Raw genomic sequence first — 25855 nt, forward strand, 5'->3', positions numbered from 1 at the left:
CGGGGCCGCGCCGCACCGTGTGCTGCGAGCCCAGGAGGCGCGCGAGCTGCGGGGCTCCTACCGCGGAGTTCCAGTGCGCCATGGTTTTCGGTCCACCTCTCGCAGATTGGCCATAGATGCGGCCTGCTTCCATGCCACAGAGTGCCATGGGTCGGTCCACTGACACGAGAAGGGGTAGGTCGTTGTCCGTATCGGAAGGTTCTGGGTCAGCGTCGTCGGACGGTTCCGGGTCCGCTTCGGCCGGGGGTTCCGGGCCCGCGTCCACGGGTCCCGGCAGACAGCCGGCGCGGCGGCTCGCACAGCTGTACGTGGGGCTGGTGCTGTACGGGGCCAGCGCGGCGCTGATGGTGCGGGCTGGGCTGGGGCTGGACCCCTGGGACGTCTTCCACCAGGGCGTCTCCGAGCACACCGGGCTGTCCATCGGAACTGTGTCGATCATCGTCGGGGCACTGGTGCTGCTGCTGTGGTGGCCGATGCGCGAGCGCCCGGGCCTGGGCACGGTCTCCAACGTGTTCCTGGTGGGCCTCTCGATGGACGCGACCCTGTGGCTGCTGCCCTCCCCCGAGGCCCTGCTCCCCCGGATCGCCCTGCTGGTTGCCGGGGTGGTGCTGAACGGCGCCGCCACCGGGCTGTACATCTCCGCCCGCTTCGGTCCCGGCCCCCGCGACGGACTGATGACCGGACTGCACAAGGTGACCGGCCGCTCGATCCGGCTGGTCCGCACCGGCATCGAGGTGGTCGTGCTGATCAGCGGCATCTTGCTGGGCGGCTCGGCGGGCGTCGGCACGGTGCTGTACGCGCTGGCCATCGGACCGCTCGCCCAGTTCTTCCTCCGCGTCTTCGCGCTGCCCGGCAGCACCGGGACGGGTACGGCCACCCGGGTGGTGGCCCGAGGCGGCGGGCGGCGCGCGATACCGCGCCGGTGACGCGCACCCGGCCGACCGCCGCCCGCGCCCACCGCCCCGTCCACCGTTCCCGGCCTCCCGGGGGCCGCTCGCCCTCGCCCGCCGTGGCGGCGCTGCCTTCGGCCCGGAGAACACCCACGCGGCCATCGCCCGCGCTGCCGATTCGGCTACCGCCACCTGGAGACGGACGTCCACACGACGGCCGACGGCCCCCGGTCGCCCTCCACGACGCGACGCGTTCGACCGGCACCGCCCCTCACCCCAGGGCCCGGTCCAGGAAGCCGGCGACGGTGCGGGCGAAGCGCTCCGGGTCGTCCCGGTACAGCCAGTGCCCGCAGCCGGGGAAGGTGACCAGTTCGGTGTGCGGGCGTTCCCCGGCCATACGGCGGGCGGTCCGCTCGGAGAGCAGGAAGCTGTGCTCCGCGCGCATCAGCAGCGCGGGCTGCCCGGAGGCCCGCCAGTGCGCGCCCAGGTCGCCGGCGAAGGCGCGCTGGGAGGCCATCATGTCGCGGGTGTCGAACAGCAGCCCCCAGCCGTCGGGGAACTCCACGGCGCTGTCGAGGAAGTAGCCCGCGTCCGGGATGCCGTGCGCCTCGATCGCGGCGCCCAGTGCCGCCCGGCTCGGCGCCCGGCGCGGCCATCCCGAGCAGTCCAGCACGGGGTGTGCCTCGGGCTCCTGGTTGAGCACCGTCATGTCGGCGACGAGCAGGGCCCGTACGCGCTCCGGGGCGCGGGCCGCCAGCACGAACGCGACGGCGCCGCCCATGGAGTGGCCGAGGACGGCGGCGGACGGGACGTCCAGCGCGTCGAGGAGGGCCACGGCGTCGTCGGCGTACGCCTCCGGTGAGAAGTCACCGGCGCTGTCGGTGCGGCCGTGCCCGCGCTGGTCGGGAGCGATGACGCGGTAACGGTCCGCGAGGGCCTCGGCGAGCGGCTCGAAGATGCGTCCCCTGCCGAAGTGCCCGTGCAGGGCGAGCAGTACGGGCCCGGTGCCGCCCGAGTCGAGGTAGGCCGTGCGCCGTCCGGCGACGGTCGCCATCCGGTGGTGCGTGACGGTCTCGCCGCGCGGGGGGCGGTCACGGGAGGCGGACATGAGGTGCGGTCTCCTTCTCGGCGTTCCGCGTGGACGGGTGGGCGGATGGTCCGCGGGCCCCGCGGCCCCGGGTGCGCGGCACCTCCGGCCACCAGGGCGGCGGAAGGCGAACTGTAGTCTCCCGGCTCCGGTTTCGAAGAGCGCCGGGACCGAGCGGCCCGCCCCCCCCACCGGCCCAGAAGGGCGCTCCACGTGCTTCGTTGAGCCATGGATGCGGGCAACTGAGCGCCCTCTTCCGGGAGTTGCGCCGCTACTCGCTCACACTGCTGTTCCTGGCTGCGTATCCCCTCTGCAACGACGGCGTCCAGGCAATGATCGTCCGGGCGTCCGTCCACGGTTCGGAGGGCCGGGGACCGGACGGGACGGCACTGATCGGGGCGGTCCTGCTCGTGCGGGTGCTCGCGGCGGCGGGGGCGCTTCTCGGCAGGCACGCCGCGCGTCACGGCGCCAAGCGCACCCTCCTGGCTCACCGGCGGTGTGGACGGTGACCGTGAGCGACCGGAGGACGAGCCGGCTGGGCCCGCTGGTGTCCGGGCTGACGTACCGGCTGACGGGCGACCACCGCCATGCGATCCTGTCCTTGGTGCTCTTCCCCGCACTCGGTTTCGCGCCGCTGTCGCGGGTACCCGTTCGACGTGCGACGGCCGCGGTGGGCAACGTCGCACCGGGCCGGATTTAGACGTGCGGGTGTCGGCCCGGTACTGTACGCCTTTGGCCCACCGGATGGACCGTTACTGCACGCCGAAGAGATGCGAACAGTGGGTGACATCTTCTGTCAGTTGTGACAAACCGGTCACCGGGGGGTACCGCAGATCAACGAAGCGGCGGCACGAGGAGCGGCGGCGCGCGGCCCCTCCGTCATGAGTGGAGGTGCGTGACGGGTGGGTGTTCTCCCCAGCGGGAATCTTCACCGGCGGCCGGACGTTGACCGGATGACGACGACAGCGACACCTGTCCTGTGGGCGACCAGCCCGGGAGGCACGAATTCATGAGTGAGCGAGCTCTTCGCGGCACGCGACTCGTGGTGACCAGCTACGAGACCGACCGCGGCATCGACCTGGCCCCGCGCCAGGCCGTGGAGTACGCATGCCAGAACGGCCATCGTTTCGAGATGCCGTTCTCGGTAGAGGCCGAGATTCCGTCCGAGTGGGAGTGCAAGGTGTGCGGCGCACAGGCACTCCTGGTCGACGGCGAGGGTCCGGAGGAGAAAAAGAGCAAGCCCGCGCGGACGCACTGGGACATGCTCATGGAGCGGCGGACCCGGGAGGAGCTCGAGGAGGTACTCGCCGAGCGGCTCGCCGTGCTGCGGTCCGGCACCATGAACCTGGCGGTGCATCCCCGCGACGACGCGGGCGGGAGCAAGCGCAAGTCCGCCTGACCCCGACCGGTCACGCCGCCGGACGACACGAGCGAGAGGGCCTGGGACCACGCGACAGCGCGTGCCCCGGGCCCTCTCGCTTGCGCCCGCGCCCGCCGGCGGTGTCCGCCCGCTCAGCGGCCCTGAGGCCCCTGCCCGTCCCCCTCCGGCTTCTCCCGGACGACCTCGCCCTGGACGACCTTGCCGTCGGGGCGGTGCATCCGCACCTGCTGCTCGGCCGTACGGGCCTGCTGGTAGGCGTCACCGAGGGTGCCCGGCGCGAAGCCGCTCCGCCGGTCCAGGAACCGCTGGACGGAGCCGCGCAGCAGCCTGCCCGTCGGCGGGAAGAGGCACAGCAGCGCCAGCGCGTCCGAGACCAGCCCGGGGATCATCAGCAGCAGTCCGCCGAGCATGGCCGTCCCGTTGCCGCCCTGCTCCTGCCGGGCGGCCTTCTCACCGGGCTCGCCACCGCCGCGGGCCTGCTCCTGGGCGCGCTGCACCGTCTCGGCCAGGTTCCGCCAGGCGCGGCGGCCTGCCCGCTTGATCACGGCGGAGCCCAGCACGATGCCCGCGACCAGCACGAGGAAGACCGTCATCCCGCCCGCCGCGTCCGCGAGCAGCGTCAGCAGCCAGATCTCCAGGACGGCCCACGCGGCCACGGCGAGCGGCACCAGCGTGCGGGCCCTCGACCGGGGCGGCCGGGGCGGAGGTGTCCCGCCGGAGCGGGTCCCGGCTCCCTGCCCGGGACCGCCGTCTGCACCGCCCGAGTCCTGTCCGTGGGGCTCGTACGGGAAGGGTGCGCGCGTCGTCATTCTTCCAGTGTGCCTGGCGTCGTGTAGGGGACGAGTCAGCGTCCGGTCAGCGCTTGGTGCGCCCGATGGCCTTCTTGACGCGGCCCTCGACGCCCCACGCGGCGATCCGCCACAGCGCCTCGGCCATGATGTCGCGGCTCATCTTGGAGTCGCCGCGCTCCCGCTCGACGAAGGTGATGGGCACCTCCACCACGTGGTAGCCGGCGTGCACAGTGCGTCGCGTGAGGTCCACCTGGAAGCAGTAGCCCTGGGAGGCGATGGAGTCCATGTCGATGCCCTCCAGCGTCTCCTTGCGGAAGGCGCGGAAGCCCGCCGTCACGTCGCGTACGTCCACGTCGAGGAGGAGCCGGGAGTAGGTGCTGGCACCGCGCGAGAGGTACTCGCGTGACTTCGGCCAGTTGACGATCCGCCCGCCGGGCACCCACCGGGAGCCGATCACCAGGTCGGCGCCGCCCAGGGCGGTCAGCAGCCGGGGCAGCTCCTCGGGGGGGTGCGAGCCGTCGGCGTCCATCTCGATCAGTACGCCGTAGCCGTTGTCGATGCCCCAGCGGAACCCCGCCAGGTAGGCGGCGCCCAGGCCCTCCTTGCCCTTGCGGTGCAGCACGTGCACGTGCGGGTCGTCGGCGGCCAGCTCATCGGCGATCTTGCCGGTGCCGTCGGGGCTGTTGTCGTCGGCCACGAGGATGTGGGCCTCGGGCACCGCCTCGCGCACCCGGGTGACGACGGGTGCCAGATTGTCGGCCTCGTTGTAGGTCGGGATGATGACCAGGGCCGTTCCGAGGGGGCCGTACCGCCGCTGTCCGCCGTCCGTCACTGGTGCTGCCCCTCCGTTTGAGCCTGTCCGTCCTGCTGGTCGTGGCCGGTGCCGTCCCGGCCCTCCCCCTGGTCCGCGCCGCCCGGTGCGGACGTGGCCGCCCCCGCCGGTGTGCCGCGCCTCCTGCCCAGGACCAGGGCCCCGGCGCAGGCGAGCACGCCCACGATAGCGATCACCCACTCCGGAGCGGCCCCGACGCGGTCGGCGACGGTGAGGTCGTCGCGCAGCGGGAGCTGTCCGGTGAGCACGTCCCGGGTGAACTCCCCGGTGCGCTGCCGGACGGTGCCGTCGGGGGCGACGATGGCGCTGATGCCGCTGGTCGCCGCCGTCACCACGGCGCGGCCGTGCTCGACCGCGCGCAGCTGCGACATGACCAGCTGCTGTTCGGGCTGGCCGGTCCGTCCGTAGGTGGCGTTGTTCGTCTGGACGACCAGCGCGCGGGCGCCGTCCCGGACGGTGTCCCGGGGGATCTCGTCGTAGGCCACCTCGAAGCAGATCACGTCGCCCAGCCGTGCGGGGCCGGTCTGGAGCACCCCGGTGCGGTCGCCCGGGTAGAAGTCCCTGGGCACCTGCTGGAGGCGCGTGATCACCTTGCTGAGCTGGTCCCGGAAGGGCACGTACTCACCGAACGGGACCGGGTGCTGCTTGGTGTAGTGGGCGCCGGGTCCCTTTTTCGGGTCCCAGACGATGCCCTGGTTCTCGACGTAGCCCTCCTTGGTGGGGTGGTCGACGAGGGCGCCGACCAGGACGGGCACGCCGACGGCCTTGACGGCCTCCTCGATCCGGTCGCCCGCCTCGGGCCACTTGTAGGGGTCGAGGTCGGAGGAGTTCTCCGGCCAGATCACCAGGTCCGGCCTGGGCTCCTTGCCCCGCTTGATCCGCTCGGCGAGGTCGAGGGTGGCCTCGACGTGGTTGTTGAGGATCTGCATGGGGCGGCCCAGGAAGTGCATCCCGGGCTGCTGGACGTTGCCCTGGACGACGGCGATCCGCACCGTGTCGTCGGCCTTGGTCGGCACGGGCACCGCGAACCCGGCGACGGTGACGGCCGCGGCGACGGCGAGGGGGCCGAGTCCCAGCGCGTACGCACGGGCGGTGCGGGCCGCGGGCGAGCGCAGCCGCAGGGCCGCGAGCGCGGCGGCGGCCAGCAGCGTGCCCGTCAGCGCCACCGCGAAGGTGACCAGCGGGGCGCCGCCGAGCGCGGCCAGCGGTGTGTAGGGGGAGTCGGCGTTGGCGAAGGCGAGGCGCCCCCAGGTGAAGCCGCCGAAGGGGAGCCGGTCGCGCAGGAACTCCTCGGTCACCCACAGGCAGGCTCCCCACAGCGGCCAGGCCGCCAGCCGCGAGGTGACGGCCAGTCCGGCGCCGAGTCCCAGCACGAACAGCGCCTGGACGAGGGCGAGTCCCACGACCGCGTCCCAGCCGACGACGTGCAGCCACTTCAGCAGGAAGAGGAAGAAAGGCCAGCCGAAGGCGAATCCGAGCCAGGCGCCCTGGCGCCCGGTCCGGCCCCGGGTCAGCAGGCTCAGCGCGGCGACGGCCACCGGGGAGAGCACCCAGAGTCCGTAGGGCGGGAAGGCGAAGGCGAGCGCCGCACCGCTGAGCGCGGCCAGTGCGGTGGACCGGGCCTCCCGCCGGGCCAGCGCCGCGAGGCGCCGCCACCGCGGCGGGCGCGCGGGGCGGTCCGCCGCCGAGGTGGGCGCGGCTTCCCGGTCCGCCGTCGGGTCGAAGGTGCCGCGCGTCCCGTCGGTCTTCCGTGGTTCCGCGGAATCGGCACCGGGTTCCGCAAAACCGGCACCGGCCTCGGCGGAGTCACCGGCTCCGGCCGCGTTCCCCTCCGGTGCCGGAACGTCACTGCGGTCCCGGGAGCCGCCGCTGTCCGAAGCGCGGTGCGGCGCGGGGCCGTTCGCCGGCGCGCCGTCCCGGGCGCCGGGCTGCGGGGACACGGCGGAGCCTGCCGGGTGCGGCTGCTCGGCGTGTGCCGTGCCGTCCGGCGCGCCGCGCGGCGCGGCGGGTGCCGCCTTGCGCTCCCGGGAGCCGTCCGGGGCGGAGGCGGGGCTGGTCTCGGGGCCCGATACCAAGGTCGCGGCCTTCCTGGCAGGTCGTGCGGTGGTGAGGTGACCGTACAACGCGCGGGGGCGGCGGCGGGGCGCGGGATGAGGAATGCCCGGGAAACCCGGGGGGATGCGCGGCGCGCGGCAAGGGCCGGGAAGAGCACGGTGATCGGCGCGTCGCGGAGGGTCATCACCGAGGCAGCGCCCCGGTGCGTACGGTCTGCGGATCGGGGCCCGACGCCCTTCGGGCCGACCTGGGACCCGCTGGCTGCGGATCGACCGAAAGCCGTTGTCTACTGAGCGTCCGGGCCCCGTCCCGGGTCACACCCGCCGACCGGCGGAAACCATCTGTCCCCGTGCCGCGGGCGCTGGACCTGGCTCGCAGCGGTGGTGCGCCGGTGCGGTACACCACCCCTGGCCCAGCGGCGTTCGACGACAGCGCGGAAGCTCCGCGGTCGGACGTCCTGTGGTGGACGCGGCCGAACCTACCGGGCTTCGGGCGATTTCTGTCAACAGCCTGCCCACCTGGGGTGTTTCGACAAATCAGCAGGTCAGTGCGGAAGAAGCCGGGACGGGGCGGCCGACCGGGGGGCTCACGTTCGGCCGTATCGGGGTCCCCCCTGTCACTCGTCCGGCCGTGCGTGGACCGTCCGTCCGCCGATCACCGTCCGCAGGCAGACCGGAGCGGGGGTGCCCGGTGTGAGGTCGGGCAGCCCGGGGGTGCCGGAGCGGGGATCGGTCGACCAGTTGGCGACCCGGGTGTCGGGGGTCTGGACGACGAGCGGGCCGGTGCGCCAGACCGCGTAGTCGGCGGGCGCGCCGGGCACCAGCACTCCGGCGTCGTCGCGGCCCAGGGCGCGCCAGCCGCCGCGGGTGTGGGCGGTGAAGGCGCCGCGTACGGAGATCCGGTGCTCGTGGGTGCGGTGGAAGGCGGCGGCCCGGACGGCCTCCCAGGGCCCCAGGGGGGTGACGGGGCTGTCGGAGCCGAGGGCGAGCGGCACCCCGGCGCGCAGGAGCGCGGCGTACGGGTTGAGGGTGGCGGCGCGCTCGGCACCGAGGCGGCGCGCGTACATTCCGTCCGCGCCGCCCCAGGCGGCGTCGAAGCCCGGCTGCACGGAGGCGGTCAGCGCCAGGTCGGCGAAGTCGGCGATGGTGCGCCCGGTGAGCATCTCGGCGTGCTCGACCCGGTGCCGGGCCGCGCGGACGCGGGCCAGGCCGACGGTCTCGGCGGCGCGGCGGACCCCGGCGGTGACGTCGCGGAGCGCCGCGTCCCCGATGGCGTGGAATCCGGCCTGCAGTCCGGCCTCGGTGCAGGTGGCGACGTGGGCGGCGATCGCGTCGGCGTCCAGCTGACCGCGGCCGGCCGTACCCGGCGCGTCGGCGTAGGGGGCGCACAGGTGCGCCGTGTGCGAGCCCAGCGAGCCGTCCGCGAAGAGGTCACCGGCCGCGCCGACCGCGCCCAGTTCCCTGACCCGGTCCGCCTCCTTCGCGGATGTGACGAGTTCGGCCCAGTACCCGTAGACGCGCGGTCCCGCCTCCTCGGCGGCCAGTGCCAGCAGCGAGACGAGGTCGTCCTCGCTGGAGATGCCGGGGCCGGCGCACTCGTGGAGGGACCCGATCCCGAGGGAGGCGGCGTGCGCCCGCGCCGCGCGCTGGGCCTCGGTGCGCTGCCGTGCGGTGAGGGTGGCGTGCGCGGCCTCGCGGACCGCGTGGTGGGCCTCGCCCGTCAGCGGCGCGTCGCCGCGGTAGCCCTCGCGGTCGGTGACACCGGGCACCAGGTCGAGCATGGCGGTGGTGGCCAGCGCCGAGTGCACGTCGATCCGGGTCAGGTAGAGGGGCCTGCCGCCGGTCGCCTCGTCCAGCTCCGCGCGGCCGGGATGCCGCTGCTCGGGCCAGGCGCCGGCGTCCCAGCCGGTGCCCAGCAGCACCCGGTCGTCGGGGCGCGCCTCGGCGTACGCCCGGACACGGGCCAGGGCCTCGGTGAGCGTGGGGGCGCCGGACAGGTCGAGGCCGGTGAGGGCGAGGCCGGTCGCGGTGGTGTGGACGTGCGCGTCGGTGAAGGCGGGGGTGACGAGCGCGCCGTCGAGATGGACGACCTCCTCCACCCCGTCCGCGAAGGAGTCGGCCGCCCCCTCGGAGCCGATCCAGGCGATGCTGTCACCCTCGACGACCATCGCGGTCGCGAACGGGTCTGCGGGGCTGTGGACCTCGCCGCCGCGCAGCAGAACGGTGCGCGGCCGGGAGGGGGTGGTGCTCTCGCTCATGGGGACAGTCTCCCGCCCCCGGCCCTCCCCGGACGCACGGGGTCACCCGCCCGTGCGACGGCGCGCTCACAAACGCGGCGGCCGCGCCTCGTACGGGGTGGACAGGACGACGGTGGTACGGGTGGAGACGCCGGCCAGGGTGCGGATCCGGGCCAGCAGATGCTCCAGTTCGATGGGCGTGGCCACCCGCACCTTGAGGATGTAGTTCTCGTCGCCGGCCACGCTGTGGCACGCCTCGATCTCGGGTACGTCGGCCAGCCGGTCGGCGATGTCGTCCGGCGCGCTGGGGTCGAAGGGTTTGACGGAGATGAACGCCGTCATGGGCAGCCCGACGGCCTCGGGGTCCACGAGCGCGGCGTAGCCGCGGATGACGCCGCGCTGTTCGAGGCGGCGCACACGCTGGTGCACGGCCGAGGTGGACAGGCCGGTGGCCTTGCCCAGGTCGGTGTAGCTCATCCGCCCGTCCTTGACGAGCAGTTCCACGATCTGACGGTCGAGTTCCTCCACAGCCGATCACCGTACTGCCCCCGCGTCGCGGGCGCAGCGCGCGCACCGGCGCACGGGTGCGGCGCGCCGTGGCACGCGGCGCCACGCCCGGAAGACACGAGCACAAGGTATGTGAGGAAGGCCACACTTATGCATCGGTGTCCTGCCGTGCGGGGCGATTATGCGCGCGGCACGGCGGGAAGTGCTTGCTGTGGCCGAAGCCCAGCCCGGCCGTTCCATCAAGGGGGATTACATGCGCACGACGAAGTCCACCCGCTCCGCTCGTCAGGACGCCGCTCATCACAACGACGCCCACCAGGGCGAAGCCGCTCCGGCCGGGAGTCCCGACCTGTTCGACGAGCCGGCGGAACCCGCCTTCGAGGACGAGATGTACGAGGGTCTCCGCGTCAAGTGCCCCGACTGCGGCCAGGCGATCGCGGTGTTCGCCCAGGAGGAGAAGCTGCCCCGGCACGGCCTGTGCGCCTCTCCCTGGGACCCGTTCGGACTGACGGTCTGCCAGGGTTCGGGCCGCCCGGTCCAGGACGCGGCCCCCTGGGACAGCGAGCCCCGCGAGCGCGCGGTGAGCGAGCTGCTGACGCTGCCCGAGGGGCTCGACTGGCGCACCCAGCCGTTCTCCCACGTGGGCGTCCCCGGCTCCCGGCACGCCGACCGGGCCAAGGCCGCCGCCGAGTGACGGGCCGTCACCCCGCCCGCCCGGCCGCCACGTCCCGCCGCTAGCAGCCGTCCGCCGGGCGGGAAGAGGGGAAAGGGCCCGGCTGGTTTTCGCCCGGGTGCCGCCGAGGAACAGGTGACCGCGTACCTCCGGTGCTGCCGTGTGGGAGTCCGCACGGCAGGGGACCCGGTTTCGAAGGAGGCGGTCATGGCCGGTACGAGCACGAAGACCAGGGCGGGCGGCGCCAAGAGCGGCACGAAGGACGGCGCCACCAAGAGCGGCGGCAAGAGGGCCGCGGGCGACGGCGGAGGCGGCGGGAAGCAGGCCCGGCAGCGGGCGGTCGTCAAGGAACTGCTGAAGCGGCACGGGAAGACGTACGCCGAGGAGGCGGGCATCACCCTGCGGGACACCCCCATGCCGCTCTACCAGTTGCTGGTGCTCTCCTTGCTGCTGAGCGCCCGCATCCGGGCCGACATCGCGGTCGCCAGCGCGCGGGCGTTCTGGAAGCACGGCATGAAGGACGCCCGGCGCATGGCCGAGGCCGACTGGCAGCAGCGGGTGGACGCGCTGGGCGAGGGCGGCTACCGCCGCTACGACGAGCGGACCGCCACCCAGCTGGGCGAGGGCGCCGAGCTGCTGCTCGACCGGTGGGGCGGCGACCTGCGCAGGCTGCGGCGCGCCGACGACCCCGAGGGCGCCCTGCGTCAGGTGCCGGGCATCGGCCCCATGGGCGTCTCGATCTTCCTGCGCGAGGCCCAGGCGGTGTGGCCCGAGTACCAGCCCTACCTGGACGGCAAGGCCCTCCAGGGCGCCGAGAAGCTGGGGCTGCCCGCCTCGGCCGAGAAGCTGGCCGGGATGGTCGGGAAGGACGAGCTGGCTCCGCTGGCAGCGGGTCTGGTGCGGGCGGCCCTCAGCACGAAGGTGGCCGAGGAGGTGCGGGAGGCCGCCCGCGCCTGAGGGCTACAGCTCGACGAGGGCCTGCACCGGCAGATGGTCGCTGGGGTACTGGCCGTGGCGCGCGTAGGTGTTGACCGAGGCCCGCCGCACCCGCACCCCGGGCGAGGCGAGGATCCAGTCGATGCGGTCGCCGTCGGGGACCAGCGGCTTGTAGCCGTGGAAGGTGCCGTAGAGCTTGCCGCGCCGCTCCGCGCTGTCCCAGGTGTCGGCCAGCTTCCCGTCGGCCAGCAGCGTCTCGTGGACGGGGTTGCCGTGCGCCGGGACGTTGAAGTCGCCGGTGACCAGCCGCGGGAGCGACGCGTCGAACTCCGCCAGGCGCCGGACGATCAGCGCGGCGGAGCGCTCCCGGGAGTACTGGCTGCGGTGGTCGAGATGGGTGTTGAGGTGCACGAACTCGCGGCCGGTGGCCAGATCCTGGAACCGCACCCAGGTGACCATGCGGATGACGGTGTTGCCCCAGGTCGCGGAGCCGATGAGGCGGGGCTGGTCGGAGAGCCAGAAGTGGTCGTACTCCAGCGGGAGCAGCCGGCGCACGTCGTAGAAGACCGCCATGAACTCGTCCCGGCTGCCGCCGGCGCGGCCGGTGCCGATCCAGTCGTAGCGGGACCGGCCCAGGTCGTGCGCGATGTCCCTGAGCTGCGCGTACAGCCCTTCCTGGGTGCCGATGAGGTGGGGCGGCTCCCGACGCAGCAGCGCCCGGGTGACGGGACGGCGCTCGGGCCAGCTGTGCGGCGGGGTGTCCGAGGCGTACCGCAGGTTGAAGGTCATGGTGCTCAGCGCCGGTGACCCGCCGTCGCCCTCGGGCCGCGGCGCCGGTGCGGGGGCGGTCCGTCCGGCCGCCGCGTGCGCCCTCGCGGCGCCTGCCGCGAGGGGAAGGGCGAGCGCCGCCGCGGCGGCGGTACGGATGCCGCCGCGGCGGGTGAGGCGGGGTGCGGCTGACGTCATGGGGTGGCCTCCCTGGGTGCCGGACGCCGCGTGTGGTCAGCTCCTGCTCCCACGCCGCGTGTGGTCAGCTCCTGCTCTCCGGACCCACCACATGGCGGGCGATCACCATGCGCTGGATCTGGTTGGTGCCCTCGACGATCTGGAGGACCTTGGCCTCGCGCATGTACCGCTCGACGGGGAAGTCCGCCGTGTAGCCGTATCCGCCCAGCAGCTGGACCGCGTCCGTGGTGACGCGCATGGCGGTGTCCGTGCAGAAGAGTTTGGCCATGGCCGCCTCGCGCGCGTAGGGCTCGCCCGCGTCGCGCCGCCGGGCGGCCGTCAGGCAGAGGGACCGGCCGGCCTCGATCTGGGTGCTCATGTCGGCGAGCATGAACCGCAGGCCCTGGAAGTCCGCGAGAGGGCGGCCGAACTGATGGCGCTCGGCGGTGAAGGCCAGCGCCTCGTCCAGCGCCGCCTGCGCGAGGCCGACGGCGCAGGCCGCGATGCCCAGGCGGCCGTCGTCCAGCGACGAGAGGGCCACCGTGAAGCCCTGGCCCTCCTCGCCCAGCCTGCGGGTGTCGGGGATCCGCACGCCGTCGAGGTGGAGCTGCGCCGTGGGCGATCCGTTCAGCCCCATCTTGCGCTCGGGGGCGGCGGCACTCAGGCCCTCGGCGTCCCCCGGCACCAGGAAGGCGGTGATGCCCCGGGGCCCCTCCTCCCCGGTGCGGGCCAGGACGGTGTAGAAGTCGGCGACGCCTCCGTGGGTGATCCACGCCTTGGTGCCGGTGAGCACCCAGTGGTCGCCGTCGCGCACCGCCCGGGTGCGCAGGGAGGCGGCGTCCGAGCCGGAGGAGGGCTCCGAGAGGCAGTAGGCGCCCAGCAGGCCGCCGCCGAGCATGTCGGGCAGCCACTCGGCGCGCTGCTCCTTGCTGCCGAAGCGGGCGAGGCCGTGGCAGGCCAGGGCGTGCACGCTGGTGCCGAGCCCGACGGTCAGCCGCGCCGCCGCCAGTTCCTCCAGGATCTGGAGGTAGACCAGGTAGGGCTGGCCTCCGCCGCCGTACTCCTCGGGGTAGGGCAGGCCGAGCAGGCCCGAGCGGGAGAGCAGCCGGAAGGTCTCGCGCGGAAAGACGCCGGCGGCCTCCTCCTCGGCGGCCGACGGCCCCACCTCGCGCCGCACCACGTCGCGTACGAGACCCAGCAGGTCGCGTGCCTCGTCGGTGGGCAGTTCACGTTCCACCGGCCGGGAACCGTCCTTGGGCATGGTGCGCTCTCCTTCGGGTCGGAACTGCGGCGGGTGCGCCAAGGGTGTGGCGGTCCGCCGGGAGCGACCGGTCCGCCAGCGGACCGGGGTGCCGCCGCCCTGCCGTGATACTGCACCGTCGGATCGCGACGTCGGCTGACCAGCGGCTGCGGCGAGTTGGAGTATGCCCGATCGAGGGGCACCCGTCACCGGCGCGGACGCACGAGGCCGCCGGTGACCGGTGTGAACGGCGTACTGCGGTTCCGCGAACGGAAATTGGTCCGAACCATTGACTGACTGGTCTAGTCCTTCTACATTCCCGGAACGTACGACAGGCACGGCCGCAGCACCCCCCCCCCCGCACCCCCACACGCGAGGTGAACCATGCTCGGACCGGACAGACATCACTCCTTCCCTGCGCTCCACGCCAGACCCGGCGGGCGCACCCGTCCCCCGCTCCCCCGCCGCCGCAGGCTCTTCGCGCTCCTGGGCGCACTCTGCGCGGCCGTACTGGCCACGACGCTCCTCTCGGCCACCGCCTCCGCCGGCCCACGGCAGCCGGCCGCCCCGGCGAAGGCACCGGCCGACCGGGCGTCGGCCGCACAGACGCCCGGATCCGCGTCCTCGGCGGCGCGGGCGTCCTCGGCGAAGAAGTCGGCCCTGGCGGGCAAGACGGTGGGCTACTTCACCAACTGGGGCGTCTACCAGCGCAATTACCACGTCAAGAACATCGAGACCTCGGGCTCCGCGAACAAGCTCACCCACATCAACTACGCCTTCGGCAACGTGCAGGGCGGCAGGTGCACCGTGGGCGACAGCTGGGCCGACTACGAGAAGGCCTACACCGCCGACCAGAGCGTGGACGGCAAGGCCGACACCTGGGACCAGCCGCTGCGCGGGAACTTCAACCAGCTGCTGAAGCTCAAGAAGCTGCACCCGAACCTGAAGGTGCTGTGGTCCTTCGGCGGCTGGACCTGGTCCGGCGGCTTCGGTGAGGCCGCCAGGAACCCGGCCGCGTTCGCCGAGTCCTGCTACAACCTGGTCAACGACCCCCGCTGGAAGGGGCTCTTCGACGGCATCGACATCGACTGGGAGTACCCCAACGCCTGCGGCCTGACCTGCGACACCAGCGGACGTGCCGCCTTCGGCAACCTGATGCAGGCGCTGCGTGCCAAGTTCGGCGGCCAGCTGGTGACGGCGGCCATCACCGCCGACGCCTCCCCCGGCGGCAAACTGGAGGCCACCGACTACAAGACCGCGGCGCAGTACGTCGACTGGTACCTGCCGATGACGTACGACTACTTCGGCGCCTGGGACGCCCAGGGCCCGACCGCGCCGCACTCCCCGCTTACCTCGTACCAGGGCATCCCCAAGGAGGGCTTCAACACCGCGGCCACCATCGCCAAGCTGAAGAGCATCGGCGTACCGACGAGCAAGCTGCTGTACGGGCTGGGCTTCTACGGCCGCGGCTGGAGCGGTGTCACGCAGTCGGCACCGGGCGGCAAGGCCACCGGGCCCGCGCCGGGCAAGTACGAGCAGGGCATCGAGGACTACAAGGACCTCAAGAGCCGGTGCCCGGCCACCGGCAAGATCGGCGGCACCGCCTACGCCCACTGCGGCAACCAGTGGTGGAGCTACGACACCCCCGAGACGATCGCCGCCAAGGGCGACTGGGCCGCACAGCAGGGGCTGGCCGGCGCCTTCTTCTGGGAGCTGAGCGGTGACACGGCGAACGGAGAGCTGATCAAGGCCATCAAGTGACCGGGGGCAAGGGCTAGCACCGGTCGCACGGCGGCCCCGTGGCAGCACGCCACGGGGCCGTCACACGTCCCGCACCGTCCCCGGGGACCGTTCGGCCGGCCCCGCGTCAGCAGGCGCTACCGGCCCACCGACCGCCCGCCGGCCCTGCCGACCGTCGGCCCCACCGACCCTCGCCGGCTCCCTACCGGCCCACCCGGCGTCCGGCGCGGGCCCGGTCGAGCAGGCTGACGCCGAGCGCCGCCAGAACGATCTGGATGACCAGTTCGATCCAGTCGAAGCCCTTCGTGTCGTCGACGCCTGCCGCACCGGCGATCGCCGTGCCGATGAGCGCCGCGACGATGCCCACCACGATCGTCCACAGGATTCCGATCCGCTGCCTGCCGGGCAGGACGAGCCGTCCGAGGGCGCCGATGACGACGCCGACGACAAGCGCGCTGATGACGCCTGAGATATCCATGGTTTCCCTCTCGGCCGAGGAGACCCGTCCACTTCCGAGTGTCCCGGAGCGGCACGGATATGTCGGCCGGTGCTGGACCGGCGGAGGGAAGCCCGCACCCCATGGCACACCCCGGGGCGGACCGTCACGCGGTCACCGCCCGCCACCGGCCGGCCCGGGCTCCTCGCTCTCCGGTGGCGCGGGCAGCGCCGGGTCGAAGCCCTCGATGACCTGGAGCGTGCCGCGCAGGGTACGCGTGAGCAGCTCCCTGACCTCCTCGCGGGACAGCTCGCCGGGGCGGGAGAGCCAGTCCAGAGTGACGCCCTCCACCGAGGACAGCCACCCCACCAGGGCCGTCCGGGCGAGCGCGGGGACGTCTGTACGCCCCCAGGCGCCCTCGGCGATCGCGGTCAGCAACTGGTCGCGCACCCTGTCGTGGATGGCGAGGACCTGCTCGTCATGGCCCACTCCCCCGGAGACGATGGTGCGGAACGCCGCCTGATGGTGCTGCGCGTACCGCAGATAACCCTCGATGGTGCGGTGGACCCGCTCCAGACGCGGGAGGTCGCGCCCGCTGGTCGCCCGGACCACGAGTTCGGCGACCGCGTCCTCGATGATCGCCAGGTAGTAGCCGCGCTTGTTGGTGAAGTAGTAGTAGATCAGCCCCTTCGCGACGCCCGCACTGCGCGCGATGTCGTCCATGGACAGGGCGTCGTAGGAAGTGTCGGCGAACAACTTGCGGCCGATGGCGAGGAGTTCGGCCCGGCGCGCCTGGGACCGCTCGGTGGGGCGGGACGCGGGGACGGAGTGCGCGCCACGCTGTTGACTATTGTTCAAATCGGGCCCTAGTCTCCAAGTGCGGTGGGATGCGGGAAGTATGACACCGGCTCACGTCCCGGCCTGGTCACCCTCCCGGTGCCCGGCGGACCACAGCGGCGGGGCTGCCGCCCCTCCCGCCTCGCGGCGCGCACCGGACACCGCGCTCGACGCGCCGCGGACACCCTCCGTGCTCAGCAGTTCCCTATCGCAGCACTGTCCGGTCAGCACCCTCGCTCTTCGGCACCACCCTCCGCACTCTTCCGCACCACCCTCCGCACCAGGCACCTCTCGCAGCTCAGGCACATCTGTCTCGCACCTCGCACCTCGCACCTGCGCCGCTCGAACCCGCGCACGGTGCCCGGCGGTTCTCCGGCGAACGAGGAGTCAGTCATGCACGAGGTCAGCACACGCCGTCGGCGGCGGAAGCACCTGCCCGAGGGACAAACGTCGTGGCGCAGGTCAGCGGCTGTCGCCCTGCCTGCGATGGTGGCTGTCGCCGCCCTGGGCGCCGCGATGGCACAGGGCGCCCTGGCGGCCTCGTTCGCCGTCTCCGGCACCAGCTTCCAGGTCTCCTCGGGCAAGCTGTCCAGCAGCGGTCTCGCCTCCCACGTGGACGTGGACCGGACCGTGGACGGCAAGGGCCATCCCGTCGCGCTGCTCGGCCTGGACCAGGCGGAACTGGACAGCATCTGCCAGTCCGCCCGGGTGCCGACGCCGCTGGGCACCGCCGTCTTCACACTCCGGGCGGGCGGGGACGCGGGCAAGGTCACCGCGAGCAAGCTGGTCATCGACGCCGAGGACCTCTCCGGCGACGCCCGGTTCGGCACGGCCGAGATCGGGCGCGACGCCTCACGGCTGGACGCGGTCCCCGGCGTCCGGGGCGAACGCGGCAGGTTCGGCCTCCAGGCAGGAGACATCTCCGTGGCGGGCGTCAAGTCGCACGCCTGGTCGGCCACCGGCGGCAACTTCCGCCTGAAGGGACTGAAACTGACCGTCGGCCTGGGCGGCGAGCAGTGCTTCTGAACGCGGTGCGCAGGCCCGGCCGGCCCGGCGCCCTCTCCCCGCTGGGCGCACGCCTCGACGCCCTGCTGCCCTGGCCCGGGCCGCGCCGCCGGGCACGCGCCTGGCGCCGCCGACGGCCGTTCTGGGGCGGACTGCTGCTGATCCTGGGCGGCGCCGAACTCGTCGCCGTACCGCTGTCCCCGCTGACCGTGCTGGTCAGCCTGGGGCTGGGCGGGCTGGCGGCCATCGGCCTCGGAACCGCGCTGGCCGTCGCCGGGCTCTTCCTGTGGCTCGCCCCGCACACCCGGCACTATGTCAGCCTCAACGCCCTGCTGCTGTCGGTGCTCTCCTTCGCCGCCACCAATCTGGGCGGCTTCCTCCTCGGCACCCTGCTGGGAATCGCGGGCAGCGCACTGGGGTTCGGCTGGACGCCGCTGGAGGCGCCCGCCGCGAAGGACGAAGACGGACGCGGGCCGCCCCCCGGCGGCCGGGCCACCGGGCGGCGGCCCGGGGCGGCCGCCGACTGGGAGGGGCCGGAGAGCAGCCTGGAGGACCGGGAAGGTCCGGAGGGCTTGGAGGGTCCGGAGAGCCCGGAAGGTCCGGAGAGCTGGGCGGGCCGGGAAGGGCCGCAGGATTCGGGGGTCCGGGAAGGCCGGGAAGGCCGGGAAGGCCGGGAAGGCCGGGAAGGCCGGGAAGGCCGGGAAGGTCCGGAGGAGCGGGACCGTCAGGAAGGCCAGAAGAGGCAGCAAGGCCACGGCGGACGGTACGAGCAGGACGGTCGTGCCACGCAAGGCGAACCAGACGGGAGCGGCCGTCGAGCCACACGGAACGGAGCAGACAGGCAGGATCGTCGAGCCACGCAAGGCGGGCCGGACAAGCGCGGCGGTCAGGCCGCACGAGGCGGACCGGACAGGCGCGGCGGGGCGGGCCGTGGGGCCCTGCCCGACGGGGTGCGCTCGCTCGCCGTCGCGCTCCCCGCGTTTCTCGTCGCCGCCCTCGCCGCAGGCCACGCACCCGATGCCCGAGCGGTACCGCGAACCGAGGCGGCGCCGCAGGACAGCGCGGCACCCCAGGACCGCGCAGCGCGCCAGAGCAGCGCAGCGCCCCACAACCAGACGGCCCCCGAGGCCCAGGCAGCACCCCAGGGTCCGATCCGCGCAGCGCCCCACAACCGGACGGCGCCACAGCAGCGCGCGGCGCCCCAGAACCAGGCAGCGTCGCACGACCGGCCCGGGCCCGGGCCGGTCGCTGCGGATCCGCCCACGGTGACGACGACGCGGTTCGCCCCGAAGGGCTTCACGCTCGCCGGGGTCCGTGCCCTCCCCACCAGCGCGGGCCCGCTGAAGGTGATGGTGTTGCGGATGAGGGCCGCGTCGCTGTCGGACTACCGGCTCCGGACCAGGGACGAGGGCCCGGCGATGTCCCTGGGGGCCGACGCGTTGGGTCTCAGCGGCCATGTGACGCTCTACCTCACCCGTTTCAGCGGCTGTCTGCAGGGCGTTGTCTGCCTCACCTTCACCCCCGACACGCTCCCGGTGCCGCCCGTGGTGCCGCCCTTCGTCTTCATGACCCGGGTCGAGGCGGAGCAGGCGCTGGTGACCTCGGACGTCATCGACGTCGAGGGGCTGACGCTCGGCGCGGGCGGAACGGCGCCGTAGGGGACGGCCCGCACCGGGCGGGCGTGCGGCGGGGACGGGGTTGTCAGAGGCGGCTGGGACACTCGCGGCATGGAAGGAACGGGGGCCGGCGGTGGGATGCCGGAGGTGCGGGCCGCGTCACGGTGGGCGCTGGCCCCGGCGGACGGGGGGCGGGTGCGGGTGTGTCCGCTGGACGGGCGGGGCCGTCCGGCGGGGCCGGTGTGGACGGAGGAGTCGGCTGCGGCGGCCGTGCGGGCGCGGCCGGAGGTGGCGCGCTGGGTGTGGCGGGCGACGACGCAGGTCCAGCCCGAGCTGCTGGCGGCCGGTGTCCGGGTGGAGCGGTGTTACGACGTGGAGGCGGCCGAGGCGCTGCTGCTGGGCCACGAGGGCCGGGCCGGGGACCCGCGCTCGCTGCCCGCCGCATGGGCGAGGCTGCGCGGGCTGCCGGTACCGCCGGACCGGCAGCCCGCGCACCGCGAGACGGACCCGCAGCCGTCCCTGTTCGAGACGGGTCCCGTGCCGCTGCCGGACGGTGTGGACCCGCTGGAGGCGCTGCTGGAGGTGTACGCGGCGCAGGCGGAGCGTACGGCGCGGGCCGAGCATCCGGACCGGATGCGGCTGCTGCTGGCCGGGGAGTCGGCCGGCACGCTCGTGGCCGGGGAGATGAGCCGCGCGGGGGTGCCGTGGAGCGCGGAGATCCACCGGGAGCTGCTGGCGGAGCTGCTGGGCGAGCGGTACGCGGGCAGCGGTCTGCCGCGCCGCCTGGTGGAGCTTGAGGAGGAGATCTCGCGCGCGTTCGGGCAGGGCGTGCGGGTGCGGCCCGATCTGGCGGCGGACGTGCTGCAGGCGTTCGCGCGCGCGGGCATCCGGCTGGGCTCGACGCGGGCCTGGGAGCTGCGGAAGGTGGACCATCCGGCGGTCGAACCGCTGCTGCGCTACAAGAAGCTCTACCGGCTCTACACCGCGCACGGCTGGAGCTGGCTGCGCTCCTGGGTGCGGGAGGGGCGGTTCCGCGCCGAGTACGTCCCGGGCGGGGCGGCCTCGGGCCGGTGGACGACGAACGGGGGCGGCGCGCTCCAGATCCCCAAGGTGGTGCGGCGGGCCGTGGTCGCCGATCCGGGCTGGCGGCTGGTGGTCGCGGACGCCGACCAGATGGAGCCGCGGGTCCTGGCGGCCGTCTCGCGCGACCCGGGTCTGATGGCGGTGGCGGGCAGCGAGCGGGACCTGTACACGGCGCTGTCCGAGCGGGCGTTCTCCGGGGACCGGGACCAGGCCAAACTGGCCCTGCTGGGCGCCGTCTACGGCCAGACCAGCGGCGACGGGCTGAGGAATCTGGCGGCGCTGCGAAGACGCTTCCCCGCCGCCGTCGCCTATGTGGACGAGGCGGCCCGCGCCGGTGAGGAGGGGCGCCTGGTGCGGACGCACCTGGGGCGCACCTGTCCCCCTGTGGGGCGCGGTGAGGGCGAGGGGGACGAGGAGGAGGCGGCGGCCGGCACGGGTCCGGAGGCCGGGGGGCGCGCCGGAGAGGGGGCCGGTGGCACGGGGCCCGGTACGGCGGCGCGTGCCGGGGGCGGCGCCTCGCCCGCGGCGCGTGCGCGGGGCCGTTTCACCCGGAACTTCGTGATGCAGGGCAGCGCGGCCGACTGGGCGGTGCTGATGCTGGCGGCGCTGCGGCAGCGGCTCGCGGGCCTGGCGGCCGAACTGGTGTTCTTCCAGCACGACGAGGTCATCGTGCACTGCCCCGCCGAGGAGGCGGAACGGGTGCGCGAGGCGATCGACGCCGCGGGGCGGCAGGCGGCCCTCGCCGCCTTCGGGCCGACACCCGTCCGGTTCCCCTTCACCACGGCCGTCGTCGAGTGCTACGCGGACGCCAAATGAGACCCGCCCCGGCCGGGTGACGCCCTGCCCGGCCGGAACGACGGCCCCGTCGCGCCCCACCGGGGGACGGTTTCCGCCGTGCGGACGAGCGCTCCGGGACGTGTCGGGGGACGATCGACGGGGCAGGGTCGTGCCCGGACCCGTCACGGACGCTCCGAAAGGGGTGCACAAACATGAGCGCTTCGGCCCGGATCGGTGTCACCGGATTGGCCGTCATGGGACGCAACCTGGCGCGGAACTTCGCCCGCAGCGGCTTCACCGTCGCCCTGCACAACCGCACCGAGGCCCGCACCCGGGAACTGGTGGAGGAGTTCGGCGACGAGGGCGACTTCGTGCCCACCAGCTCCCCCGAGGAGTTCGTCGCGGCACTGGAGCGGCCGCGCTGCCTGGTGGCGATGGTGAAGGCGGGCGGGCCCACGGACGCCGTGCTGGACCGCTTCGCCGGGCTGCTGGAGCCCGGCGATGTGCTCGTGGACGGCGGCAACGCGCACTTCGAGGACACCCGCCGCCGCGAGGCCGCGCTCCGCGAGCGCGGTGTGCACTTCGTCGGCACCGGGATCTCCGGCGGCGAGGAGGGCGCCCTGCTGGGCCCCAGCATCATGCCGGGCGGTTCGGCGGAGTCGTACCGGGCGCTGGGCCCCATGCTGGAGAAGATCGCGGCCCGCGCCCCGGACGGCACGCCGTGCACCGCGCACATGGGGCCCGACGGGGCCGGCCACTTCGTGAAGATGGTGCACAACGGCATCGAGTACGCCGACATGCAGTTGATCGCGGAGGCGTACGACCTGTTGCGGAAGGCCGCCGGTCTGGCGCCCGCCGAGATCGCCGAGGTCTTCCGTGGCTGGAACCGGGGCCGGCTGGACTCCTACCTCATCGAGATCACCGCCGAGGTCCTCACCCACACGGACGCGGACACGGGCCTGCCTTTCGTGGACGTGGTGGCCGACCGGGCCGAGCAGAAGGGCACCGGCCGCTGGACCGTCCAGACCGCGCTGGACCTGGGCGTCCCGGTGCCGGGGATCGCCCAGGCGGTGTTCGCGCGCTCGCAGTCGGGGCACACCCGGCTGCGCACGGCGGCGGCTGCGCTGCCGGGGCCGGAGGCCGCACCGTCCGGGGCCGCGCGCGGCCGCATGACGGACGGCGAGGCGGCCCGCTTCGCCGAGCAGGTCGAGCAGTCGCTGTACGCGTCCAAGGTCATCTCCTACGCGCAGGGCTGGGACATGGTCCGGGCGGGCAGCGAGGAGTACGGCTGGGGCATCGACCTCGCCTCCGTCGCGGCCGTCTGGCGGGCGGGCTGCATCATCCGCGCCGCGTTCCTCGACCGGATCCGCGCGGCCTTCACCGAACGGCCCGGCCTGCCGACGCTGCTGGCCGACCCGGCGTTCGCGCGCGAGCTGGGCGAGGCGCAGGACGACTGGCGCCGGACCGTCGCCGCGGCGACACGGCACGGCGTGCCCGTGCCTGGCATGTCCGGGGCGCTGGCCTACTACGACGGGCTGCGCGCCGCGCGGCTGCCCGCCGCGCTCACCCAGGCCCAGCGCGACTACTTCGGCGCCCACACCTACCGGCGCACCGACCGCGAGGGGACCTTCCACACCCGCTGGGGCGGCGACCGCGCGGAGGTCCGCACGGACTGAGCCGCCCACGAATTGTCCGGTGCCCCCGCCACGGGGCAGACTGTGCGCCGCGGCGAAGTGATCGACAGCGCCCGGGAGTCGGGGCGGGGCGGAACGGGGCGGATGTGGCGGACGAACGGCGCCTCCGGCAGTGGGCCGGGAGCGCATGGCTGGTGCTGGTGGTGTGCGGCGGCGCGCTGACGGTGTGGCTTTCTCCCCCGGCGTCCGGCCCGGACGGCTCCGAGGACCGACGCCCGCCCGGCGCGCCCGCCCTCCCGGCCGTGGGCCCCTCCCGGGGCGCCGACTTCGGCTGGTGCGACACACCGGAGCCGGACCCGCTCCGGACGACGGCGCCCCCGGGTTCCGGCGCCCCCTCCCCCGCCGGCTCCCAGCCGGCGGCACCGGACTTCTCCACGGCTCCCGAGCCGCATCCCACCGGGCCGGGTGCCGTCGATATCGCCTGTCTGTGACGTTTGGTCCGGTGTCTGCCCCGGGGGACGTCAGGGACTGTGGCTGCCCGGGGTGTGGCCGAAGGTGCGCCGGAAGACGTCGATGAAGGCGCTGGCGGACGACCAGCCGCACCGGTGCGCCACCGTCGTGACGGGGGTGTCCTCGGCCAGCAGGAACAGGGCGTGCGAGAGCCGCAGTTGGGTGCGCCACTGGGGGAAGGTCATGCCGAGGTCCGCGCGGAACAGGCGGGAGAGGGTGCGGGCGCTCGCACCGACCTGCCTGCCCAGTTCGTCCAGTGTGCGGTTGTCGGCGGGGTCGGCGTACAGGATCTCGCACAGCGCCCTCAGCCGGGGCGCTGTGGGTGCCGGCAGGTGCAGCGGCTGCTGCGCGGAGGCGGCCAGCTGGTCGAGGAGCACGGCGCGCAGCCGCCGCCGCTGCGGGCTCTCGTCCAGCGGGGGCCGGGTGCAGGCGAGGATCAGCTCCCGCAGCAGGGGGCTGACGCCCAGCGCGGCCGGCTCGTCCAGACCGAGCGGGTTCACGGTGGCGGGCAGCCCGACCAGGTGCAACTCCAGTGCGCCGTGGGCCTGGTGCGCGTGCACGGTGCCGGCCGGCACCCACAGGGCGCGGTTGGCGGGCGCCACCCAGGAGCCCGCGTCGGTGGTGACGGCCAGCACCCCGCGGGCGGCGTAGACGATCTGGTGGTCGTCGTGGCGGTGCGCGTCGATGACGGCGCCGGGGCCCAGCCACTGGGCCCGGGTCGGCGCGTTCGACTCGTGGCGGATTTCCATCAGGAGTTGGCAGTTTATCGGAAGCGGGACACCCTGCCGTGGCCCGAGCATGAACGCCGTGTCCAGATACCGCCGCGCCTCCGCCTCCTCCCGCCCCGCCTTCCCACACCGCCTCCCCCGCCACCGCGACGTCCCCACGTCCGGGGGGCCGCGGGCCGCCGGGCCAGGCCGCCGCACAACCGTCCCGCTGCTGGCCGTCGGGCACGGCTGTGTGGACGTCTACCAGGGCGCCGTGGCGGCGCTCGTACCCTTCTTCGTCGCCGAGCGCGCCTACACCTACGCCGCCGCCTCGGGCCTGGTGCTCGCCGCGTCGCTGCTCTCCTCGGTGGCCCAGCCCCTGTTCGGCGCGCTGACCGACCGGTGGGCGATGCCCTGGCTGCTGCCCGTCAGCACGTTCCTGGGCGGAGTGGGCATCGCGCTGAGCGGCGTGTGCGGCTCCTACGCGCTGACGCTGGTGTGCGTGGCCGTCTCCGGCATCGGTGTCGCCGCCTACCATCCCGAGTCGGCCCGCGTCGCGCGGATCGCGAGCGGCGGGCGGCACACGGCGATGGGCTGGTTCTCCTTCGGCGGCAACGTGGGGTTCGCCGCCGCGCCCCTCCTGGTCGCCTCCGTCATCGCGGCGGGCGGGCTGCGCCTGACGCCACTCCTCGTCCTGCCCGCGCTGGCCGGCAGCGCGCTGTGCCTGCCGGTCCTGCGGGCGCTGGGGAGGCCGGACGCTCCCGGCGCCGGGACGGCGGCGCGTGCTGCCGCCGACGACAGGCGCGCGTTCGTCCGGCTCTCGCTGGCGGTGGCCTGCCGGTCCGTCACCTTCGTCGGGGTGAGCACGTTCCTGTCCCTCTACGCCCGGGAGCGCACCTCGGGCGGTACCGCCGCGGGGACGGCGGCCCTGTTCGTGCTCTACCTGGGCGGGGCCGTCGGCACCGTGCTGGGCGGCAGGCTGGCCGGCCGGTGGGACCGGGTCACCGTCGTCCGCGGCTCCTACCTGGTCACGGTGGTGGCCGTCGCGGGGCTGGTGTGGATACCCGGCCCGGCGCTGTACGTGTTCGTCGCGCTGACCTCCGCGGGACTGTACGTGCCCTTCTCCCTCCAGGTCACCCTCGGCCAGGACTATCTGCCCTCGCGCGTCGGCACCGCGAGCGGCGTCACCCTCGGTCTGACGGTCAGCGTCGGCGGGCTGGTGAGTCCCGTCATCGGGGCGGTGGCCGACGCGACCTCGCTCCGCACCGCGCTCGCACCACTGATCGCCATGCCCGCACTGGCCTGGCTGCTGGCCCGTACGCTGCCCGAGCCGGCCCTGCCCGCGCCGGAGGCACCGGTGCCGCCGACCGCACCGGTGCCCGGCCGGCGGGACGCGGACCCACGGCCCGACGGGCAGCCCCCCGCTGAGCGGCCGAAGCCCTTCAGCGCGGGGGGATGAGGGCTAGGGCGAGGAGGCAGAGGGCGAGCGCGAGGGCGCCCAGCAGCGCGCTGACCGTCACACACATGCGGCGCCGCAGTGCCTCGCGGGCGGCGGCGTCCCGCGCCGCGGTCTCCTCCAGTGCCGCCTCGATGAGGCGCTGCGTGTGCCGGGCGAGGACCGTGCGTTCGCGGACGTAGAGACGGACGACCTCCTCGCGCTGTGCGGGAGTCAGCCAGGGCAGCTCCGCGGTGAACGAGAGGGCGTCGGCGTGGGCGTTGTGCCGCTCGGCCCGCCGCAGCAGATAGCGCTCCAGTTCATCCACACCCCGCGCGGCCTCACGGGCGGCCTCCCGCGCGGCCACCGCCGGGCCGGGTCCCGCTGGGCCGGCGGGGTCCGGCGGGAGCGGGGCAGCGGGGTCCGGTGGGGCGGCAGAGCTTGGCGGGGCGACGGCGGAGTCGGGTGGGACGGCGGGGTCCGGGCCGGGGCGGCTGTCGGG

General features: G+C 74.3%; 25 protein-coding genes. 13 read left to right on the forward strand and 12 right to left on the reverse strand.

Annotated features, from left to right (window positions below):
* Positions 1-308 precede the first annotated feature (308 nt).
* A complete protein-coding gene (locus tag FM076_RS04350; RefSeq protein WP_428814673.1) occupies positions 309-926 on the forward strand; it encodes a YczE/YyaS/YitT family protein in 618 nt (205 codons plus the stop codon).
* Between the two features lie 235 nt (positions 927-1161).
* Here the strand turns inward: FM076_RS04350 and FM076_RS04355 are convergent, their stop codons facing one another.
* The gene (locus FM076_RS04355) at positions 1162-1998 is read right to left on the reverse strand and encodes an alpha/beta fold hydrolase (protein ID WP_173868611.1); all 837 of its coding nucleotides are present in this window, start codon (positions 1996-1998) and stop codon (positions 1162-1164) included.
* A 200-nt stretch (positions 1999-2198) separates the two neighbouring features.
* On the opposite strand from FM076_RS04355, the gene FM076_RS34895 reads away from it, so the two are divergent.
* The 3 genes from FM076_RS34895 to FM076_RS04365 all read left to right on the forward strand — a co-directional run bounded on the left by FM076_RS34895 (position 2199) and on the right by FM076_RS04365 (position 3376).
* Positions 2199-2486 (forward strand): MFS transporter, encoded by a 288-nt coding sequence (locus FM076_RS34895; RefSeq protein ID WP_345944888.1) that lies wholly within the window; start codon positions 2199-2201, stop codon positions 2484-2486.
* A 2-nt stretch (positions 2487-2488) separates the two neighbouring features.
* A complete protein-coding gene (locus tag FM076_RS34900; protein ID WP_345944889.1) occupies positions 2489-2677 on the forward strand; it encodes a hypothetical protein in 189 nt (62 codons plus the stop codon).
* Positions 2678-2986: 309 nt separating this feature from the next.
* Positions 2987-3376: an RNA polymerase-binding protein RbpA gene (locus tag FM076_RS04365; RefSeq protein ID WP_173868612.1), complete on the forward strand. Its 390-nt coding sequence runs from the start codon at positions 2987-2989 to the stop codon at positions 3374-3376.
* A 113-nt stretch (positions 3377-3489) separates the two neighbouring features.
* Here FM076_RS04365 and fxsA read toward each other — a convergent pair whose 3' ends face one another.
* The 5 genes from fxsA to FM076_RS04390 all read right to left on the reverse strand — a co-directional run bounded on the left by fxsA (position 3490) and on the right by FM076_RS04390 (position 9800).
* Positions 3490-4167: an FxsA family membrane protein gene (gene fxsA / locus FM076_RS04370; RefSeq protein ID WP_173868613.1), complete on the reverse strand. Its 678-nt coding sequence runs from the start codon at positions 4165-4167 to the stop codon at positions 3490-3492.
* Between the two features lie 46 nt (positions 4168-4213).
* Complete coding sequence (locus FM076_RS04375; RefSeq protein ID WP_173868614.1) at positions 4214-4981, reverse strand: glycosyltransferase; 768 nt, start codon at positions 4979-4981, stop codon at positions 4214-4216.
* Entirely contained in the window at positions 4978-7056 is a 2079-nt protein-coding gene (gene lnt, locus FM076_RS04380; RefSeq protein WP_428814675.1) for an apolipoprotein N-acyltransferase, read from the reverse strand. The genes FM076_RS04375 and lnt overlap by 4 nt, the downstream gene beginning before the upstream one ends.
* Positions 7057-7652: 596 nt before the next feature.
* A complete protein-coding gene (locus FM076_RS04385; protein WP_173868615.1) occupies positions 7653-9293 on the reverse strand; it encodes an amidohydrolase in 1641 nt (546 codons plus the stop codon).
* A 66-nt stretch (positions 9294-9359) separates the two neighbouring features.
* Positions 9360-9800 carry an AsnC family transcriptional regulator gene (locus tag FM076_RS04390; RefSeq protein ID WP_173868616.1) on the reverse strand — a complete coding sequence of 147 codons (441 nt, stop codon included), beginning with the start codon at positions 9798-9800 and terminating at the stop codon, positions 9360-9362.
* Positions 9801-10032: 232 nt separating this feature from the next.
* Here FM076_RS04390 and FM076_RS04395 point away from each other — a divergent pair, with 232 nt between their 5' ends.
* Both FM076_RS04395 and FM076_RS04400 read left to right on the forward strand, forming a co-directional pair.
* Positions 10033-10473, forward strand: coding sequence for a hypothetical protein (locus tag FM076_RS04395; protein WP_428814676.1), 441 nt, complete (start codon positions 10033-10035; stop codon positions 10471-10473).
* Positions 10474-10659: 186 nt separating this feature from the next.
* Entirely contained in the window at positions 10660-11409 is a 750-nt protein-coding gene (locus FM076_RS04400; RefSeq protein ID WP_243274296.1) for a hypothetical protein, read from the forward strand.
* 3 nt (positions 11410-11412) lie between these two features.
* Here FM076_RS04400 and FM076_RS04405 read toward each other — a convergent pair whose 3' ends face one another.
* Both FM076_RS04405 and FM076_RS04410 read right to left on the reverse strand, forming a co-directional pair.
* On the reverse strand, positions 11413-12354 hold the full coding sequence (locus FM076_RS04405) for an endonuclease/exonuclease/phosphatase family protein (protein ID WP_173868618.1): 942 nt from the start codon (positions 12352-12354) through the stop codon (positions 11413-11415).
* 64 nt (positions 12355-12418) lie between these two features.
* Entirely contained in the window at positions 12419-13594 is a 1176-nt protein-coding gene (locus FM076_RS04410) for an acyl-CoA dehydrogenase family protein (RefSeq protein WP_173868619.1), read from the reverse strand.
* Positions 13595-13957: 363 nt separating this feature from the next.
* Between FM076_RS04410 and FM076_RS04415 the strand changes: the two genes are divergently transcribed.
* Entirely contained in the window at positions 13958-15334 is a 1377-nt protein-coding gene (locus tag FM076_RS04415) for a glycoside hydrolase family 18 protein (RefSeq protein WP_243274299.1), read from the forward strand.
* A gap of 181 nt (positions 15335-15515) precedes the next feature.
* Here the strand turns inward: FM076_RS04415 and FM076_RS04420 are convergent, their stop codons facing one another.
* Entirely contained in the window at positions 15516-15791 is a 276-nt protein-coding gene (locus tag FM076_RS04420; protein ID WP_173868620.1) for a GlsB/YeaQ/YmgE family stress response membrane protein, read from the reverse strand.
* 132 nt (positions 15792-15923) lie between these two features.
* Positions 15924-16607 carry a TetR/AcrR family transcriptional regulator gene (locus FM076_RS04425; protein WP_173868621.1) on the reverse strand — a complete coding sequence of 228 codons (684 nt, stop codon included), beginning with the start codon at positions 16605-16607 and terminating at the stop codon, positions 15924-15926.
* Between the two features lie 465 nt (positions 16608-17072).
* On the opposite strand from FM076_RS04425, the gene FM076_RS04430 reads away from it, so the two are divergent.
* The 5 genes from FM076_RS04430 to FM076_RS04455 all read left to right on the forward strand — a co-directional run bounded on the left by FM076_RS04430 (position 17073) and on the right by FM076_RS04455 (position 23192).
* Positions 17073-17612 carry a DUF6230 family protein gene (locus FM076_RS04430; protein ID WP_243274301.1) on the forward strand — a complete coding sequence of 180 codons (540 nt, stop codon included), beginning with the start codon at positions 17073-17075 and terminating at the stop codon, positions 17610-17612.
* The gene (locus FM076_RS33380) at positions 17603-19249 is read left to right on the forward strand and encodes a DUF6114 domain-containing protein (protein ID WP_345944890.1); all 1647 of its coding nucleotides are present in this window, start codon (positions 17603-17605) and stop codon (positions 19247-19249) included. Before FM076_RS04430 ends, FM076_RS33380 begins: the two co-directional genes overlap by 10 nt.
* Positions 19250-19318: 69 nt before the next feature.
* Positions 19319-21106 carry a bifunctional 3'-5' exonuclease/DNA polymerase gene (locus FM076_RS04445; RefSeq protein ID WP_428814677.1) on the forward strand — a complete coding sequence of 596 codons (1788 nt, stop codon included), beginning with the start codon at positions 19319-19321 and terminating at the stop codon, positions 21104-21106.
* Positions 21107-21279: 173 nt separating this feature from the next.
* Positions 21280-22743 carry an NADP-dependent phosphogluconate dehydrogenase gene (gene gndA / locus FM076_RS04450; RefSeq protein ID WP_173868623.1) on the forward strand — a complete coding sequence of 488 codons (1464 nt, stop codon included), beginning with the start codon at positions 21280-21282 and terminating at the stop codon, positions 22741-22743.
* Positions 22744-22847: 104 nt separating this feature from the next.
* Positions 22848-23192 carry a hypothetical protein gene (locus FM076_RS04455; protein WP_173868624.1) on the forward strand — a complete coding sequence of 115 codons (345 nt, stop codon included), beginning with the start codon at positions 22848-22850 and terminating at the stop codon, positions 23190-23192.
* 30 nt (positions 23193-23222) lie between these two features.
* On the opposite strand, the gene FM076_RS04460 is transcribed toward FM076_RS04455, so the two are convergent.
* Positions 23223-23963 carry an AraC family transcriptional regulator gene (locus tag FM076_RS04460; RefSeq protein WP_243274784.1) on the reverse strand — a complete coding sequence of 247 codons (741 nt, stop codon included), beginning with the start codon at positions 23961-23963 and terminating at the stop codon, positions 23223-23225.
* 187 nt (positions 23964-24150) lie between these two features.
* Here FM076_RS04460 and FM076_RS04465 point away from each other — a divergent pair, with 187 nt between their 5' ends.
* Positions 24151-25377: an MFS transporter gene (locus FM076_RS04465; protein WP_243274785.1), complete on the forward strand. Its 1227-nt coding sequence runs from the start codon at positions 24151-24153 to the stop codon at positions 25375-25377.
* Here FM076_RS04465 and FM076_RS04470 read toward each other — a convergent pair.
* Positions 25361-25720 (reverse strand): hypothetical protein, encoded by a 360-nt coding sequence (locus tag FM076_RS04470; RefSeq protein WP_173868627.1) that lies wholly within the window; start codon positions 25718-25720, stop codon positions 25361-25363. The genes FM076_RS04465 and FM076_RS04470 overlap by 17 nt on opposite strands.
* Between the last annotated feature and the right edge of the window lie 135 nt (positions 25721-25855).

This window comes from Streptomyces albus subsp. chlorinus (genome assembly GCF_013302895.1).
GTDB classification, from domain to species: domain Bacteria; phylum Actinomycetota; class Actinomycetes; order Streptomycetales; family Streptomycetaceae; genus Streptomyces; species Streptomyces chlorinus.

Coding starts and splice junctions, on each gene's coding strand:
- FM076_RS04355 (WP_173868611.1), bottom strand. CDS start 1,998: ATGTCCGCCTCCCGTGACCGCCCCCCGCGCGGCGAGACCGTCACGCAC.
- FM076_RS04365 (WP_173868612.1), top strand. CDS start 2,987: ATGAGTGAGCGAGCTCTTCGCGGCACGCGACTCGTGGTGACCAGCTAC.
- fxsA (WP_173868613.1), bottom strand. CDS start 4,167: ATGACGACGCGCGCACCCTTCCCGTACGAGCCCCACGGACAGGACTCG.
- FM076_RS04385 (WP_173868615.1), bottom strand. CDS start 9,293: ATGAGCGAGAGCACCACCCCCTCCCGGCCGCGCACCGTTCTGCTGCGC.
- FM076_RS04395 (WP_428814676.1), top strand. CDS start 10,033: ATGCGCACGACGAAGTCCACCCGCTCCGCTCGTCAGGACGCCGCTCAT.
- FM076_RS04400 (WP_243274296.1), top strand. CDS start 10,660: ATGGCCGGTACGAGCACGAAGACCAGGGCGGGCGGCGCCAAGAGCGGC.
- FM076_RS04405 (WP_173868618.1), bottom strand. CDS start 12,354: ATGACGTCAGCCGCACCCCGCCTCACCCGCCGCGGCGGCATCCGTACC.
- FM076_RS04410 (WP_173868619.1), bottom strand. CDS start 13,594: ATGCCCAAGGACGGTTCCCGGCCGGTGGAACGTGAACTGCCCACCGAC.
- FM076_RS04415 (WP_243274299.1), top strand. CDS start 13,958: ATGCTCGGACCGGACAGACATCACTCCTTCCCTGCGCTCCACGCCAGA.
- FM076_RS04420 (WP_173868620.1), bottom strand. CDS start 15,791: ATGGATATCTCAGGCGTCATCAGCGCGCTTGTCGTCGGCGTCGTCATC.
- FM076_RS04430 (WP_243274301.1), top strand. CDS start 17,073: ATGGTGGCTGTCGCCGCCCTGGGCGCCGCGATGGCACAGGGCGCCCTG.
- FM076_RS04445 (WP_428814677.1), top strand. CDS start 19,319: ATGGAAGGAACGGGGGCCGGCGGTGGGATGCCGGAGGTGCGGGCCGCG.
- gndA (WP_173868623.1), top strand. CDS start 21,280: ATGAGCGCTTCGGCCCGGATCGGTGTCACCGGATTGGCCGTCATGGGA.